This window comes from Bacteroides xylanisolvens (assembly GCF_018289135.1).
GTDB lineage: Bacteria > Bacteroidota > Bacteroidia > Bacteroidales > Bacteroidaceae > Bacteroides > Bacteroides xylanisolvens.
In genome coordinates, this window is record NZ_CP072216.1 from 4,789,506 (window position 1) to 4,806,668 (window position 17,163).

The 17,163-nt window shown below is 41.2% G+C and carries 12 protein-coding genes; 10 read left to right on the top strand and 2 right to left on the bottom strand.

Annotated elements, in window-relative coordinates; all coding sequences use genetic code 11:
* Positions 1 to 40 precede the first annotated feature (40 nt).
* From INE92_RS20000 to INE92_RS20025, 6 genes are read left to right on the top strand one after another with little or no spacing between them, the layout of a single operon-like run.
* Complete coding sequence (locus tag INE92_RS20000) at positions 41 to 799, top strand: DUF4843 domain-containing protein (RefSeq protein ID WP_049702247.1); 759 nt, start codon at positions 41 to 43, stop codon at positions 797 to 799.
* A gap of 17 nt (positions 800 to 816) precedes the next feature.
* Positions 817 to 2,529 carry a PKD-like family lipoprotein gene (locus INE92_RS20005; protein ID WP_015531970.1) on the top strand — a complete coding sequence of 571 codons (1,713 nt, stop codon included), beginning with the start codon at positions 817 to 819 and terminating at the stop codon, positions 2,527 to 2,529.
* Positions 2,530 to 2,574: 45 nt separating this feature from the next.
* Positions 2,575 to 4,935 (top strand): S9 family peptidase, encoded by a 2,361-nt coding sequence (locus tag INE92_RS20010; RefSeq protein ID WP_004313743.1) that lies wholly within the window; start codon positions 2,575 to 2,577, stop codon positions 4,933 to 4,935.
* 17 nt (positions 4,936 to 4,952) lie between these two features.
* On the top strand, positions 4,953 to 7,307 hold the full coding sequence (locus INE92_RS20015; protein WP_008770470.1) for a S9 family peptidase: 2,355 nt from the start codon (positions 4,953 to 4,955) through the stop codon (positions 7,305 to 7,307).
* Entirely contained in the window at positions 7,291 to 10,014 is a 2,724-nt protein-coding gene (locus tag INE92_RS20020; protein ID WP_211421238.1) for a S9 family peptidase, read from the top strand. The genes INE92_RS20015 and INE92_RS20020 overlap by 17 nt, the downstream gene beginning before the upstream one ends.
* Before the next feature lie 6 nt (positions 10,015 to 10,020).
* The gene (locus tag INE92_RS20025; RefSeq protein ID WP_008770469.1) at positions 10,021 to 10,437 is read left to right on the top strand and encodes a lipocalin family protein; all 417 of its coding nucleotides are present in this window, start codon (positions 10,021 to 10,023) and stop codon (positions 10,435 to 10,437) included.
* A gap of 168 nt (positions 10,438 to 10,605) precedes the next feature.
* Here the strand turns inward: INE92_RS20025 and ybeY are convergent, their stop codons facing one another.
* Together ybeY and INE92_RS20035 are read right to left on the bottom strand one after the other, a co-directional pair.
* Entirely contained in the window at positions 10,606 to 11,025 is a 420-nt protein-coding gene (gene ybeY / locus INE92_RS20030; RefSeq protein ID WP_008770468.1) for an rRNA maturation RNase YbeY, read from the bottom strand.
* 16 nt (positions 11,026 to 11,041) lie between these two features.
* Positions 11,042 to 12,274 (bottom strand): nucleoside recognition domain-containing protein, encoded by a 1,233-nt coding sequence (locus INE92_RS20035; protein ID WP_015532051.1) that lies wholly within the window; start codon positions 12,272 to 12,274, stop codon positions 11,042 to 11,044.
* A 127-nt stretch (positions 12,275 to 12,401) separates the two neighbouring features.
* On the opposite strand from INE92_RS20035, the gene ruvB reads away from it, so the two are divergent.
* From ruvB to INE92_RS20055, 4 genes are all read left to right on the top strand, one after another.
* A complete protein-coding gene (gene ruvB, locus INE92_RS20040) occupies positions 12,402 to 13,433 on the top strand; it encodes a Holliday junction branch migration DNA helicase RuvB (protein ID WP_004313748.1) in 1,032 nt (343 codons plus the stop codon).
* A gap of 62 nt (positions 13,434 to 13,495) precedes the next feature.
* Complete coding sequence (locus tag INE92_RS20045) at positions 13,496 to 14,272, top strand: carboxylesterase family protein (protein WP_015532052.1); 777 nt, start codon at positions 13,496 to 13,498, stop codon at positions 14,270 to 14,272.
* A 30-nt stretch (positions 14,273 to 14,302) separates the two neighbouring features.
* Complete coding sequence (locus INE92_RS20050) at positions 14,303 to 15,799, top strand: oligosaccharide flippase family protein (protein ID WP_004313750.1); 1,497 nt, start codon at positions 14,303 to 14,305, stop codon at positions 15,797 to 15,799.
* Between the two features lie 2 nt (positions 15,800 to 15,801).
* Positions 15,802 to 17,157 (top strand): TIGR00341 family protein, encoded by a 1,356-nt coding sequence (locus INE92_RS20055; protein WP_004313751.1) that lies wholly within the window; start codon positions 15,802 to 15,804, stop codon positions 17,155 to 17,157.
* Positions 17,158 to 17,163: the final 6 nt, after the last annotated feature.

Here is a 17,163-nt window from a genome sequence, read left to right on the forward strand (position 1 = left end):
TAAGGAATATTTTCATAATAACTATTTAAGAGAAATGAAAATGAAGATAAAATATGCTATATGGGGAGCGTTGATTTGTATTGCAGATCTGATGCTCGTTTCGTGTGAAGAGAAGGGATTGCTGGTCAACAGTAACGATACAGCCTATTTGAGATTTGCTAATGATATGACAAAAGACACGACTACAGTATCTTTTAAAATGTATAATGAGGGTGAGGATGCCGAAATACCGATAGAAGTCTCTGTCTACGGGCAAATACAGGAAGATGATTTACATTTTAATGTAAGTGTAGATGCAGAATATACAACCTTGCCTGCCGACTTATATGTGCTGCCTACAGACTGTAGGATTAGAAAGGGATTGCTCACGGATACCATTTATGTGATACTGAAGAATGCCCCAATGCTGGAGAAAGAAACGAAAATATTGGCATTGCAGGTAGTGGAGGCAAACGGGGTGAAGCAAGGTGACCATTCATATTCTCGTGCTTTTATTACTGTTACCGATCGTTTGTTTAAACCTCACTGGTGGTCGGTGATTGATGCAGGGTCAGAATCCAATCCGGGGAATTCAGTCGATTGGTTTTATCTAGGTGAATATTCGGAAAGGAAGTATCAGATGTTTTTGGACGAGTTGAAAAAAGATGATATGGTGTTCGATGGAAAGAACAAGCAAGTATTACGTAAATATTCATTAAGACTGAAGAATACCCTGAAGCAGATGAACGAAGGAAAGAAAAAGGAAGATTGGGAGAAAGATGAGCATGGAAATGTGATTACTGTGGAAGTGGCAGGATAACTATAAAATTGCAAAGTATGAAAAAATTAGGAATATATGCAGTGATGACTGTTTTTGTCGGAGTTATGTCCGGTTGTTTGGATGATGACAATAATTATAACTACAAGCAGATTAATGACTTACAAGGTGGTAATTTCAATATTGAGAATATCAATTCTGGATATAACTTGATAGAGGGAGACGAATTGGTATTGGCGCCTACATTTAAGTTTACGATAGACAGCATTACGCCCGACGTCAGCTACGAATGGTACATAGACAAACAGTTGCAGACAGGTGAAAGTGGTGCCACTTATACATTTAAAGCCGACAAAAGCGGTACGTATCAAGTGACATTTGCAGTGACCGACAATAAGTCGGGGGTCCAGTTCGGAAAATCTACGATTATTAAGGTGATGTCTATGTTTCAACGTGGATGGACTATTCTGTCGGATGAAGGCGGACGTTCTGTGCTTCATTTCATTGTACCTACAACACAACATTATCAGGTAACGTATAATGGGGAAACCTTTACTCGTGATTCATTGGTTTATCATATAGTGAAGCGTGATGTCGTTTCCAATTTGGGATCAAATCCGAAAGGATTGATGAATAACATTGGTTATATAGATTATAATCTTCAGTACGGTATTAGCGTATACGATGAATTGGTAGTGAAACAAGATCGCTGGGTGGAGCTTAATGGCAATACGCTGGAACGTGAAGTGTACACAGATGAAGAGTTCCGTGGGGATATTCCTGCTCATTTTTCTCCGATAGAAGCTGCCATGACTTATACGGCTAAGGCATTGTTGGATAAGAATGGACTAATTTATTGGGAAAAAAAGGCAGATGCGGCTGATTTTCATGCAGGTACCTATATGTCTATAGGATTAAATAATGAAACCCGATTCAGTCGCTTGTTCCAAGCCTATAAGTTTAATTACTATTATACGAATGTGATGCTTGCGTTGACAAAAGAAGATAATTCATTAGTGGGCATTTTGGATGTGGGTAATGTAGCTGGAAGTGAGAGTTCAGCTATCGGCGAAATGACTAGTTCTGAAAGTGGGAATATGTATAATATTGCCGATCCGAGTGGTGAAGATCACTTCTCAAATATAAAAAAGACAGTGGTAGATGCATTGCCAGCTCCATATGATGGAGGGAATGATTTTACAATGGCTTATCCTTTTTGGACGGTTTTGCTGAAAGATGAAGCTACATCAGTATATGAATTGCGTTATTTCGGGTTAGAGGCAGATAGCAGATCCGTTAGTTGTATGGATGGTTGGTATTATGAGGCTCCTTTAGGAGTTATCAATGATTATCGTGGTATGGCTAATTTTGGAAATAAACGTTATGTGGTTATTGCCAGCGGAAACCAGCTTTATTATTATCAATACGGATGGGATTCTTATGGAGATGTGGAATATAGAGGGAGTTTGATGCCATTAGGTGAGCCGTTGCCTGCTGCTGTCAAGACCTTGTCAGGTATGGATGTGACCACCAATTTACGTAAATACAAGTATCCTTACAGTGGGCAATTAGGGGTTGCTTTGGAAGACGGAAGTTTTTATATATATAGTGTTGTAGAAACAAGACTAAAAGACGGTACGTGTACGGCGGTTTCTCTTAAACAGCAATTCCCGAATGAAACCACTTCAGAAGAAAATAAGAACTTTGGAGAAATTGTAGATGTCCTTTATAAATGGGGAAGTGGTGATGATTATATGTCATTTTCTTTCTAGAAGAATAGCTTTAAAAGTGATTCATATAGTAATAAAATAGCCATTATGGTATTAAAACGAGTTTTTATTGTCGGCAGCTTGTCTTTTATTTTTGCATTGCAAGGATGGGGACAAGCCTCTGGCAAGCATGATACAATACTAGCCAATTACGAGTTGGTACAGGAGTTTCAGGAATTTACCTTAGGAGGTAAATTATCTAATAATAGTCTATCGATTTATCCGCGGGAAATCAATGATACAGATAATTTCTGGTTTGATTTTCAAACGACAGCTGGTAAAGATTACTATTATGTGATGCCTGCTGCAGGAAAACGTGAACCTCTTTTTGACAAAAGTAAGATGGCTATGCAGTTAAGTGAATTCACCAAAGGCGTGGTGGATAAAAATAAACTGGACATTTCATCTATTACTTTTTCAAAAGATCAACGTTCATTTGAGTTCGATTATAAGGGTAAGCAGTATAGTTATAATCGTTTGACGGGTAAACTGACAATAGTTGAGAAGAAAGAAGAGAAGAAAGAATCATCAGACCCAAGCTATACTTGGATGAACTTTTCTCCTGACAAGAAATATATTTTGTATGCAAAGAATCATAATTTGTATGTGAAAGGAAATAAGTCACTGGGAGTAGATACAACTGAAGTGCAACTGACTACGGATGGTATGAAAGACTTTTCATATGCTCGTGAAGATGATTACGAACCTGCAGAAGACGGAGAAGTACCGACGCTAGCACGCTGGTGTCCGGATAATCGTCATGTATATGCAGTGCGTGATGATAACCGTTTATTACGAGATTTTTGGGTAATTAATTCAATAGAAGATTCACCGTCATTGGTCAAATATAAATATGAGTTCCCTGGTGATAAATATGTTACTCAAAATGATTTGACGATTATTGATATTGTAGAAAAAACGGCAAAGAAAGCGAAGGTGGACAAATGGAAAGACCAGTATGTAATGCCTCTTCATGTTACCTCAGATAGCAAATATTTGTTTTTTGAACGCACTAAACGTACTTGGGATGAAGTAGATGTATGCTCGGTTAATCTCTCAACTTTGGAAGTAAAGGAGATCATTCATGAAGAAGATAAACCGTATCGTGATCCTCATGCTCGTAATGTGGCAATCTTGAACGATGGTAAGGATATTTTGTTCCGTTCAGAGCGTACTGGCTGGGGACATTATTATCATTATGATGGCGATGGAAACCTCAAGAATGTGATGACTTCTGGTGAATGGGTAACAGGCTACATTAATTCTATTGATACACTGAAACGCAAAGTTTATCTGTATGGATATGGAAAAGATAAGAAAGTAAATCCTTTCTATTATATGCTTTTCGAAGTTGATATTGACAAAGAAGGAGTTACTCCATTAAGTACAGAAGATGGGCAGCATAATGTGAATTTCTTGAAATCTCATAATTACTATATCGATACATATTCAAGAGTTGACATGGAGCCTAAAATCATGCTGAAAGATAGAAAAGGCAAAGTGATAATGGAGTTGGCAAAACCTGACTTGGACTTAGTCTATGCATCGGGTTGGAAAAAGCCGGAACGTTTTGTTGTAAAGGCAGCAGATAATATTACCGACTTATATGGAGTGATGTGGAAGCCGTCTGATTTTAATCCTGAAAAGAAATATCCAATTATTTCAGTCGTTTATCCTGGTCCTTATTTCGGCTTTGTACCTACTAACTTTACATTGGATGACAGCTATTGTACCCGTATGGCACAGCTAGGTTTTATTGTCATTACTGTAGGACATAGAGGGGATACTCCGATGCGTGGTAAAGCTTATCATCGCTACGGTTATGGCAATATGCGCGATTATCCCCTTGCAGATGATAAATATGCAATCGAACAGTTGGCTCAACGCCACTCGTTTATCAATGGCAAGAAAGTAGGTATATACGGGCACTCAGGTGGCGGATTTATGGCTGCAGCTGCTATATTCACTTATCCGGACTTTTATACGGCTGCCGTTTCCTGTTCCGGGAATCACGATAATAGTATCTATAATCGTGGTTGGGGCGAATGCTATAATGGCGTGAAAGAAGTTGAAAAGGTTGTGAAAGACAGCTTGGGCAACGAAACGAAAGAATATGAGTACAAATTCAGTGTGAAGTCTAATGCAGAGATTGCCAAGAATCTGAAAGGGCATCTGATGCTTGTGACGGGGGATATGGATAAGAATGTTAATCCTGCACACACTTATCGTGTAGCTCAAGCATTGATTGAAGCTGGCAAAGATTTCGATATGTTGGTAATACCCGGTGCAGGGCATGGATATGGCTCTGCAGATAAATATTTTGAGAAAAAGATGTATCGCTTCTTTGCTAAACACTTGCTGGGTGATAACCGGGCAGATTATTGGGGGGATATAAACTGTACCAAATAAGACATAGACAAAATTTTATGAAAAACTCTCTTTTTAGATATCTGTGCTTGGCGGCTGTTGCATTAATATGCAGCATGGCCAGCGCACAGCAAAAAGCAAATTATCAGTTGGCGGAGAAGTTTCGTTTACTGACACAGAATCCTATCATGAAGTATTCTACGGAAGTCAACCCTACGTTCATCAATGATACGGACTGCTTCTACTATTCTTTCACTACCCGTGAGGGAGAGAAATACTATTATGTGAATCCGAAGAAAAAGGAAAAACGTCTGTTGTTTGATACCCCCGAACTCTTGAGTAAGATTGCAGTATATACCAAAAAAGCTTACTCTGCTGCAGCTCCTCATCTGTCTTTCACTTTCATGAAAGATAATGAGACAATTCGTCTCGACTTCGACCGTGGGCTATATACCTATAACATTCGTACGAAAGTGTTGAAGAAACTCGATGAAAAGCCTATTTATAAAGACGGTGATCCATACTGGAAGAAATATTCTCCGGATAGCTTGTATATGTTGTATGCCAGTAAAGACAACCTGTATTTTGTCGGAAATCCGAAAAAGGGACAGGATACAATACCTGTACAGTTGACAACAGACGGGGGACCGGACTATACATTCAATCGTGAGGATGAAGGAAAGATGGAGGGACGTTTCGGGGCTGAATCAGCTCATTGGCTTCCGGGTACTCATCGTTTTTATGCTGTTCGTGAGGACAATCGGAAAGTGCGCGATCTGTGGTTAATCAATTCATTGTCAAAGTTTCCTGAATTAACGACTTATAAAGCCGAGTTGGCAGGAGATAAAGACGTGACACAATATGAACTTTTACTTGGCGACGTAGATAAAAGGGAAGTGAAGAAAGTAGATATCAATCGTTGGCCTGATCAGTATATCGATGTACTGTATACAACAAATGATGGTAAACGTCTCTATTTTCAACGTTATAACCGCTCTTGGAATCAATCAGATATTTGTGAGGTGGATGTCGAAACTGGACAGGTACGCGTCGTAATTCATGAAGAGAATAAGCCGTACCTTGATTATCAGATGCGTAGCGTGTCTTTCCTGAAAGATGGAAAAGAAATATTATTTCGTTCGGAACGGAACGGGTGGGGACACTACTATCTGTATGATACTGCTACCGGAAACCTGAAAAATCAGGTGACAGACGGAACTTGGGTGGCTGGTCCGATTGCAAAGATTGATACTGTCGGTCGAAAATTTTATTTTTATGGTTATGGTCGTGAGAAAAGCATCGACCCTTATTATTATATCCTTTATGAAGCTAAACTGGATCAACTGAATGCTATTCGTTTGTTGACACCCGAAAACGCATCACATGAAGCTAGAATTTCTCCCTCTAACCATTATATTGTAGATTCCTACTCCACAGTTTCACAAGAACCTGTCAATGTCGTTCGCAACTCACGTGGAAAGGTGGTTATGAAACTGGAAAAACCGGACTTGCAACCTGTTTATGAGATGGGATGGAAAGCTCCGGAGCGTTTTAAGGTGAAAGCGGCTGATGGTGTGACTGATCTTTATGGCGTGATGTGGAAACCTGCAGATTTTGACTCGACGAAGGTTTATCCCATTATTTCGAACGTCTATCCGGGACCTTTTTTTGAGTATGTGCCGACACGCTTTACTGTGAATGATGTATATAATACCCGTCTGGCGCAACTGGGATTCATTGTTATTACTGTAGGTCATAGAGGTGGTACTCCGATGCGTGGAAAAGCATATCATACATATGGATATAACAATATGCGTGACTATCCATTGGCAGATGATAAGTATGCTATTGAGCAACTGGCTGCCCGTTATCCTTTCATTGATGGTACAAAAGTCGGTATTTATGGTCATTCCGGAGGAGGATTCATGTCGGCTGCAGCTATATGTACTTATCCCGACTTCTATTCAGCTGCTGTCTCTTCGGCGGGTAACCATGATAACAGAATCTATAATAAGGGCTTTGTGGAAATTCACTTTGGCGTAGATGAAAAGGTGAAAACAGGGAAAGATAGCTTGGGAGTGGAGCATACGACTTATGATTATAGTGTTCGTGTACGCCCTAATCAGGAACTAGCCAAGAATTACAAGCATGGCTTGTTGTTATTTACTGGTGCGGTCGATAATACCGTAAATCCGGCGAATACATTACGTCTGGTACATGCATTGATTAAAGCAGACAAAGACTTTGATATGTTTGTACTACCGAAATGCACTCATGGATTCTTTGGTGAATCAGAAGTATTCTTTGAACATAAAATGTGGCGTCATTTCGCACGTTTACTATTGAACGATCATTCGGCGGATGCAGATATTGATCTGAATAAATATATGATAGAAGATGAAAGGAGAAGATAAGATGAACAGGACAATAATAAGAATCGGAATAGCAGTAGGACTTTTGATCGGATTTGGTCAGAATATTAAGGCACAAACACCGAAGAAGCCGATTGATATTGACGCGTGTATGTCATGGATGCGTGTAGAGTCGCCTGATATTTCTCCGACAGGGCGATGGGTGACTTATCGTATAGTTCCTATGGAATATAATCCCGAGTACAAAGACGGAAAGATCTTGCACCTGTTTGACTCACGCACCCGTAAGGAGATTCTGTTGGAGGATGTAGAAAATATTGAGTTTTATAATTCAGATCAAGCTGCATATTATCAAGTGTCCGATTCTACTGGGAATGCGAAAACAATCCTGTTAGAACTGCCTTCAGGCACAAAGACCGAGTGGACTTATAAGGAAGCTTTCCGACCAGCAAAAGGAATTCCTTACTCAATTTCTGTAACAAATGTGCCGAAGGATACCATCAATCATGTTCCATCTTTCGACCGCTTGATAGTTCGTCATCTAAAAAACGGCACTTCCTTTCAAATTGACAGTATTGGTTATTATACCTTGTACAACGAAGGACAATCTATCATCTTTGTACGTAAACAAGCGAAAGGTAACGCATTGTGTTATGGTCCATTAACCGGACCCTATCAGACTATTTATCAGAGTTCCGTAAAGAAAGAACCAGTTTCTTTCAACTTGAATGCAAAACAGATGATAGGAGGGTTCAGTATTAAAGATTCACTATGGTACAACTTTTCCTTAAAGAAGAACACCTGTGATTTGGTCTTTGACCGAAAAGAGATAGTTCTCCCTGCAAGGATGGAACTTGTCCGGGCTAACCTGTCAAGTAGCCAGAAGTTTCTGACAATGGAACTCAGACCTTATCAGGAAAAAATAAATAAAGATAAGAAAGAAGAGGAAATAAAGCCGGATAAGAGTCTTGAGCTGGAGTTGTGGACCTGGGATGAATATGAAGTACCTACTTTGCAGACACGCAGTCGTTATTTCCGTCCTCAATATTCGAAATATATCTATGACATTGCTTCCCGAAAATTGACGGAAGTAGCTCCCGGGCATGCTGATTTGTTGGAGCCGGATCGTGCGGAAGAGATTCATAATGTGCTTTACACAGACGAAACGCCTTATTGTGCGCAGAAAGACTGGCTTAATGAAATGCCGTTTGACATCTATTCTGTGAATGTACATACGGGAGAAAAGCAATTGGTAGGACGTAGCTACCGGACAAGACCGAGGTGGTCGATGAATGGCAAATGGGCTGTGATGTATGATCCTATTGCACAAGTATGGAATAAGTTTGACGGAAAAACGGGTGAGGTTACCGATATTTCAACAGCTATTGGGTATCCGATATTCGAGGAAACTTATGACAAACCAAATCCTGCACCTGCTTGTGGTATTGCTGGTTGGACTGCTGATGGTAATAATGTGTTGATTTATGATGCTTATGACTGGTGGAAGATCGATTTGACCGGAGAACGTCAACCGGAATGCATCACTAAGGGGTATGGTCGCAAAAATCAGAGATCTATCCGTAAAATGACCAGCAATATTGACAAAGAAGTATTCAATCCGGACGAGACGGTTATAGTCAGCGTATGGGATGAAAATACAATGGATGAAGGTATTTATTCACTTGACATGAAAGGTCGCTTGAAGAAGCTCGCAGAAGGTCCTTATATCTATTCAATTCATCGTTTTTCTGACAATCAGAAGTATTGTATCTGGAATCGTCAGAATATATCAGAATTCCGTGATCTGTGGTGGAGTAAATCGGATTTCTCTGATCCGATTCGTATAACGAATGCTAATCCTCAACAAAGCGAATACAAATGGGGTACTGCAAAGTTAGTGGAATGGACTAATTATGAGAATAAGCCTAACAAGGGAATACTTTACTTGCCGGAAGATTATGACGCTAAGAAAGAATATCCTGTTCTGGTACAGTTCTATGAAACACATTCCGGAGGGCTGAACACTTATCATGCTCCAATGTTGAGTAGTGCAATGGCGGATGTGATGTACTTTGTTAGTAATGGGTATATTGTATTTATGCCGGATGTGCATTTTACCATAGGAACACCGGGACAGAGTAGTTATGATGCAGTAGTAAGCGGTACGAAATACTTGATAGAGCAGGGGATAGCGCATCCGGGAAAGATAGGTCTTCAGGGACATAGTTGGTCAGGTTTCCAAACTAGTTATCTGGTGACGAAGACGGATATATTCGCTTGTGCTAATATCGGGGCTCCTATTACTGATATGGTAACCGGTTATTTGGGTATTCGTGGTGGAAGCGGTTTGCCGCGTTATTTCATGTATGAAGAATGGCAAAGCCGTATGGGAAAGAGTTTGTGGGAAGCCAAAGATAAGTATTTGGCAAGCTCTGCTATCGTGGAAGCGGATAAAATACATACTCCATTATTAATTTGGCATAATGATAAGGATGAGGCTGTTGCCTACGAACAAGGTCGTGCACTTTATTTAGCTATGCGTCGTTTACAACGTCCGGCATGGCATCTTAATTACAAAGGCGAAGGGCATTTTCTTGGTAATCAGGCTGCACAGAAAGACTGGACTATCCGGATGAAACAGTTCTTTGATTATTACCTGAAAGGAACAAAAGAGCCGCGTTGGATGAAAGAGGGTATTCATTTGCGAGAACGTGGAATTGATCAGAAATATGATTTACTAGAAAAATAAATTAAAATGAAGAAACTATTAATGACAGTTATGGTTCTGTCTTGCTTTGCATTCAGCAGCTATGGACAGAAAGTGGAGAAACAAATTATTGGTAAATGGTGTAATCCTTATACCTATGAATCTACAGGGGAACTCAAAGGGTTTGAGTTTAAAAAAGGCGGTAAATGTTCTGCTATCAATGTACCGTCTTTAGATCTTAGAACATGGAAGATCGACAACGGCTATTTGATTATAGAAGGATTTAGTAAAGAAGATAACGGAAAAGTAGAAGTGTATAAAACACGTGAACGTATTGGTTATGTAACATCAGATTCATTGGAATTGGTTGTTCAGGAAGCACAGCCGCGGTTGGCCTTTCTGTATCTGAATATGAAATCAATCAAGAAATTGGTTACTCCAGAAGTAACCCCTGATAAGAAGTAATAAATCTCTCTCTTAAATAATTTAGTGTTTAAATTAGCATTACGTTGCTAATGAAAACGCCTCGTCGTAGTGATTACGATGAGGCGTCTTCGTTTTACAGTATTTATACAGTATAGTATGTTTGAATAAATCGTTTGTTTATTGAAATCGTTTGCTGTTGAGGCTTGTTTACACTTTTCGTATAGATAATGCTTTGTTTTCAGCACCTTCCATAATCTCCCGCTCCCCGGGACCTTTATCGTTGATGCCGCACAAGTGAAGAATTCCGTGGATAATCACACGATGTAGTTCGTCTTCGTATGAGGTGCCAAACTGCTCCGCATTCGTATGTATTGTATCTAGACTGATGAATAAGTCACCTGATAAACGATCGCCTTCACAATAATCGAAAGTAATAATATCCGTGTAGTAATCATGTTGCAGATACTGACGGTTTACTTCCAGAATTTTTTCGTCCGAGCAGAAGATATAAGCGATTTCACCGAGTCTTTTCCCGTAAGAAGCAGCTACGGCCTTTATCCATTCCGTAGTCTCACGTTTCTTGATATCAGGCATTTTTACGCCTTCTGTTTGATAAGTTACAGCCATAATTGAATGTTATGATTTAAAAGAAAAATAAATAACTGATTAAGATAGCGGCTATGATACCCGAGAAGTCTGCTATCAGACCGCAAGTCACCGCATTACGAGTCTTGGTGATCCCCACACTGCCGAAATAAACGGCCAGAATGTAGAATGTGGTGTCCGAAGCTCCGCGAACTACACAACTCATACGTCCTACAAACGAATCAGGTCCCAGTTCTTTCATCGTATCGATCATCAATCCGTTTGCACCGCTACCGCTAAGCGATTTCATCAATGCGGTAGGCAGCGCTCCTACAAAGCTCGTGTCCACTCCGCATAAGCCTACTATATAGCCGATGCCTCCCACCAGAAAATCCATTGCTCCCGAAGTGCGGAACACTGCAATTCCTACAAGGAAAGCAACCAGATAAGGAATGATGCGTACAGCCGTCGTAAACCCTTCTTTAGCTCCCTCCACAAACGAATCGTATACATTGATTTTCTTTCTGACTCCCGTCAAAATAAACAGAATGATGACACTGAACAGCAGAATATTCGCTATCAATGTAGAATAAGTACCCATATCTTCCCGCGAGACACTTAGAAACAGATAAATCAAGCCGGAAAAGAAAAGGCAGATAACGCCCATTAAAATGAGAATAGGCTTATTGATTAAGTTTATCTTTTGAGCGATGCTGACTGCTATGACTCCTACTAGAGTTGAAATGAAAGTACTTAGCAGGATAGGGATAAATACATCTGTAGGCTGTGCAGCCCCCATTTGTGCACGATATACCATGATACTGATCGGAATGATGATAAGGCCGGAGGTATTAATCACCAAAAACATAATCATCGGATTGGAAGCAGTGTCTTTTTTCGGATTCAGTTCCTGCAGCTCTTTCATCGCTTTCAGCCCCAATGGGGTGGCTGCATTGTCGAGACCAAGCATATTGGCAGACATATTCATGAAGATGGACCCTAACACCGGATGTTCTTTAGGAATATCCGGAAATAGTCGGCAAAGCACCGGACTAAGAAAGCGAGCCAGTGCGTTAATCAATCCACTGTTTTCTCCGATTTTCATGATACCCAACCAAAGAGCCAGTACGCCTGTAAGTCCCAGAGATATCTCGAAAGCTGTCTTTGAAGAATCGAATGTAGCGTTCATGATAGCTGTAAATATCTCCGTATCTCCCAGAAAAATCACTTTTACAAGGGCGATGATAAAGGCGACGACAAAGAATCCTATCCAAATGTAATTTAGAACCATAGTTGATAGCGTGTATATAGATAGTGCAAAAGTAGTTATTACGTTTCAAATAAACTAAATCTTCGTCTTTCTTATACTGAAAATGAATGTAAATCTCTATCTTTGTCTCCTACTTTTCAAGAAATAAATGGAACAGGAAGATTTTAACATACGCGAACATCAGCTTACTTCAAAAGAACGGGATTTCGAGAATGCACTCCGTCCGTTAAGTTTTGAAGACTTTAGCGGCCAGGACAAGGTGGTGGAAAACCTTCGCATTTTTGTGAAGGCGGCACGTCTGCGCGGCGAAGCACTTGACCATGTGCTATTGCATGGTCCTCCCGGATTAGGAAAAACAACTCTTTCAAATATTATCGCCAACGAATTGGGAGTCGGCTTTAAAGTAACTTCCGGTCCGGTGCTAGATAAACCGGGTGACCTGGCAGGTGTATTGACCAGCCTCGAACCGAACGACGTGCTTTTTATTGATGAAATTCATCGTCTGTCGCCCGTAGTGGAAGAATATCTTTATTCGGCCATGGAAGATTACCGCATCGATATTATGATTGATAAGGGACCTTCGGCACGCAGTATCCAGATCGATTTGAATCCTTTCACGTTGGTTGGTGCAACCACGCGTAGCGGTCTGCTGACGGCTCCGCTTCGTGCACGTTTCGGTATTAACCTTCATTTGGAGTATTATGACGATGATATTTTGAGCAATATCATCCGTCGTTCTGCGTCCATACTGGATGTGCCTTGCTCGGTACGTGCAGCCTCGGAGATTGCTTCCCGCAGTCGTGGGACACCCCGTATTGCCAATGCTTTGCTTCGCCGGGTACGTGACTTCGCACAGGTGAAAGGCACCGGCTCTATCGATACGGAGATTGCCCAGTTTGCGCTGGAGGCATTGAATATCGACAAGTACGGACTGGATGAGATAGACAACAAGATACTTTGTACCATTATAGACAAGTTTAAAGGCGGCCCTGTCGGTATAACGACCATTGCTACGGCTTTGGGAGAAGATGCGGGAACCATCGAGGAAGTTTACGAACCTTTCCTGATAAAAGAAGGATTCATGAAACGTACTCCCCGCGGACGCGAGGTAACCGAACTTGCCTATAAGCATTTGGGAAGAAGTCTTTATAACAGTCAGAAAACACTGTTTAATGACTGACATAAAGCGTCATGTGATAAGTGGTATTAACGGTATAAAAGAACTTTATAAAGCATAGTTGGATGATGAAGCAATGGACTACTTTATTTGTTTTTCTCTTTTTGAGCCTTTCTCTATCGGCTCAACAGGGATATGGAAGAGATATTTTTGTTTCTTCTAAAGGAGATTCCTTACCTTACCGGATGATTCACCCCGAATCGGTGAAACCGGGTGAGAAGTACCCCATCGTGCTGTTTTTGCATGGAGCCGGCGAACGGGGAAATGATAATGAGAAGCAATTGACTCATGGCGGACAGATGTTTCTTAATCCGGTCAATCAAGAAAAGTATCCTGCTTTTGTGCTGATTCCGCAGTGTCCGACAGACGGTTACTGGGCTTATACGGAACGTCCGAAGTCTTTTATACCTGCTGAAATGCCGGTAGGACAGGAGATCAGTCCTATATTGCAGACACTCAAACAGTTGCTTGATTCCTATCTGGTGATGCCCGAAGTGGACACGCAACGGGTTTATATTATCGGCCTTTCAATGGGAGCGATGGGAACGTATGATTTAGTAATACGCTACCCGGAGATATTTGCTGCTGCAATTCCTATCTGCGGTATAGTCAGTCCAAGCCGGTTGTCGGCTGCCAAAGATGTGAAGTTCCGTATCTTTCATGGAGATGCGGATGATGTAGTTCCGGTGAAAGGTTCTCGCGAAGCATATAAAGCACTGAAAGCTGCCGGTGCAGATGTGGAATATATTGAATTTCCCGGTTGTAATCATGGAAGCTGGAATCCGGCTTTCAATTATCCCGGATTTATGGATTGGTTGTTCAAACAAAAGAAGAAACGTTGAACCAATCTGAATGATAATCACTAATAAAACATGGCTGGACTAAAATCATTAGCTAAAGATACTGCAATTTATGGGTTAAGTAGTATTGTCGGACGATTCCTTAACTACATGCTGGTACCTCTGTATACAGCTGTATTACCGGCTTCCACCGGAGGTTACGGAGTCGTATCGAACGTGTATGCGTTTACAGCCCTGATGCTCGTACTGCTTACGTTCGGTATGGAAACGGGATTCTTCCGTTTCGCCAATAAATCGGGAGAAGACCCGATGAAAGTATATGCCAACTCCCTATTGTCAGTAGGAGGCGTATCTTTGATTTTCGTTCTCCTTTGCCTGTTATTCCTGCAACCTATTTCCAATTTGCTGGATTATGGCGATCATCCGGAATTTATAGCGATGATGGCTGTTGTGGTAGCTTTAGATTCTTTTCAATGCATTCCTTTTGCCTATTTGCGATACAAGAAACGCCCTGTCAAGTTTGCAGCTATCAAACTGCTCTCTATCATTGGCGGCATCGGTTTGAATCTGTTTTTCCTGTTGGTGTGTCCGTGGCTGAATGTACATTGTCCGGCAACCATCTCTTGGTTTTATGATCCGGACTATCTGGTGGGATATATTTTCATTAGCAACCTGATTATCTCGGTTGTCCAGATGTTCTTCTTTATTCCAGAGCTGACAGGTTTTGCTTATAAGTTGGACCGGGTGTTGCTGAAGCGAATGGTAGTATACTCTTTTCCGGTATTAATCTTAGGTTTGGTAGGTATTCTGAATCAGACTGTTGACAAGATGATCTATCCGTTTCTCTTTGAAGATCGACAGGAAGGGTTAGTACAACTGGGTATTTATGCGGCAACCAGCAAGATTGCGATGGTGATGGCCATGTTTACGCAAGCTTTCCGTTACGCTTACGAACCGTTTGTATTTGGCAAAGACCGCGAAGGAGATAACCGGAAAATGTATGCGGCTGCGATGAAATATTTTCTTATCTTCTCATTGTTGGCTTTCCTTGCTGTAATGTTCTACCTCGATTTGCTGCGTTATCTTGTAGCAAAAGGTTACTGGGAAGGTCTTGGAGTGGTAGCTATTGTGATGCTTGCAGAAATCTGTAAAGGGATTTATTTCAATCTTTCCTTTTGGTATAAACTGACGGATAAGACCTATTGGGGAGCTTACTTCTCGGTGATCGGCTGTGTCATTATTGTTGTATTGAACATATTATTTGTGCCGGTTTACGGCTATCTTGCTTCGGCATGGGCTTCTGTTGCAGGCTATGCGGTAATCTTGCTGTTATCCTACTGGATAGGGCAGAAAGAATACCCGATTCGTTATGATTTGAAAAGCCTCGGACTTTATGTTCTGCTGGCAGCGGTGCTTTACGTTATTGGAGAACAGGTGCCTATCCCTAATCTGGTGCTCCGTCTCGCTTTCCGTACCGTACTCTTATTGCTATTTATAGCTTATATTATCAAGAAGGATTTACCATTGAGTCAGATTCCTGTTATTAATCGCTTTATAAAGAAGAAATAACTATGAAGACAGATGAACGTAATAAGTTTGCTATCAAGTCCTTTCTAGGAGAATATCTGGACTTGAAAAAAGACAAGGATAACGAACTGGCCACCGTGGATTCTATCCGTAAGGGTGTAGAGTTCAAAGGTGCCAATTTGTGGATCCTGATTTTTGCCATCTTTATGGCATCACTCGGATTGAATGTAAATTCTACTGCTGTAATTATCGGTGCCATGTTGATTTCTCCGTTGATGGGACCTATTATGGGAGTGGGACTCTCTGTCGGACTGAACGACTTCGAATTAATGAAACGCTCTTTAAAGAGCTTTCTCATAACGACCGCTTTCAGTGTGACGACGGCCACTATCTTCTTCCTTCTTGCCCCTATTGCCGGTTCACAGTCGGAGTTGCTGGCACGTACATCGCCCACTATTTATGATGTATTCATCGCGCTTTTTGGTGGTTTGGCAGGTGTGGTAGCCCTCTCTACCAAGGAAAAGGGAAATGTGATTCCGGGCGTTGCCATTGCTACTGCATTGATGCCACCGCTTTGTACGGCAGGTTACGGACTGGCCTCCGGTAATCTTATTTATTTCCTGGGTGCTTTTTATCTTTACTTCATCAACTCTGTTTTTATCAGTCTGGCCACTTTCCTCGGAGTTCGTGTGATGCATTTCCAGCGGAAGGAATTTGTAGATAAAACCCGTGAGAAGACCGTACGTAAATACATCGTTCTGATTGTGGTGCTTACCATGTGCCCTGCGGTTTATCTGACATTTGGAATTATAAAAAGCACTTTCTATGAGGCGGCAGCCAATCGTTTTATTAGCGATCAGTTAAGCTTTGAGAATACACAGGTACTCGATAAAAAGATCAGTTATGAACATAAAGAAGTGCGGGTTGTTTTGATTGGTCCTGAAGTGCCTGATGCTTCGATTTCTATTGCCCGTAGCAAGATGAAAGAATATAAGTTGGAAGATACGAAGCTGGTTGTATTGCAGGGGATGAACAATGAAGCGGTAGATGTGACTTCTATCCGTGCCATGGTCATGGAAGACTTCTACAAAAACAGCGAGCAGCGACTTCAGCAACAGGCAGTGAAGATTTCCCAACTGGAGACAACATTGGAACAATACAGAACGTATGATGCAATGAGTCGTACATTAGTGCCCGAACTGAAAGTGCTTTACCCTTCCATCACTACGCTCTCCATCGCTCATTCGCTCGAAGTGCGGGTTGACTCGATGAAGACCGATACGGTAACATTGGCTGTTTTGAAATTCGACAGACATCCGTCTGCTGCCGAGAAACAGAAAATCAGCGAATGGCTGAAAGCCCGTGTAGGAGCGAAGAAGTTGAGGCTGATTACCGAATAATGAATC

Coding starts and splice junctions, on each gene's coding strand:
- INE92_RS20000 (WP_049702247.1), top strand. CDS start 41: ATGAAGATAAAATATGCTATATGGGGAGCGTTGATTTGTATTGCAGAT.
- INE92_RS20005 (WP_015531970.1), top strand. CDS start 817: ATGAAAAAATTAGGAATATATGCAGTGATGACTGTTTTTGTCGGAGTT.
- INE92_RS20010 (WP_004313743.1), top strand. CDS start 2,575: ATGGTATTAAAACGAGTTTTTATTGTCGGCAGCTTGTCTTTTATTTTT.
- INE92_RS20015 (WP_008770470.1), top strand. CDS start 4,953: ATGAAAAACTCTCTTTTTAGATATCTGTGCTTGGCGGCTGTTGCATTA.
- INE92_RS20020 (WP_211421238.1), top strand. CDS start 7,291: ATGAAAGGAGAAGATAAGATGAACAGGACAATAATAAGAATCGGAATA.
- INE92_RS20025 (WP_008770469.1), top strand. CDS start 10,021: ATGAAGAAACTATTAATGACAGTTATGGTTCTGTCTTGCTTTGCATTC.
- ybeY (WP_008770468.1), bottom strand. CDS start 11,025: ATGGCTGTAACTTATCAAACAGAAGGCGTAAAAATGCCTGATATCAAG.
- INE92_RS20035 (WP_015532051.1), bottom strand. CDS start 12,274: ATGGTTCTAAATTACATTTGGATAGGATTCTTTGTCGTCGCCTTTATC.
- ruvB (WP_004313748.1), top strand. CDS start 12,402: ATGGAACAGGAAGATTTTAACATACGCGAACATCAGCTTACTTCAAAA.
- INE92_RS20045 (WP_015532052.1), top strand. CDS start 13,496: ATGATGAAGCAATGGACTACTTTATTTGTTTTTCTCTTTTTGAGCCTT.
- INE92_RS20050 (WP_004313750.1), top strand. CDS start 14,303: ATGGCTGGACTAAAATCATTAGCTAAAGATACTGCAATTTATGGGTTA.
- INE92_RS20055 (WP_004313751.1), top strand. CDS start 15,802: ATGAAGACAGATGAACGTAATAAGTTTGCTATCAAGTCCTTTCTAGGA.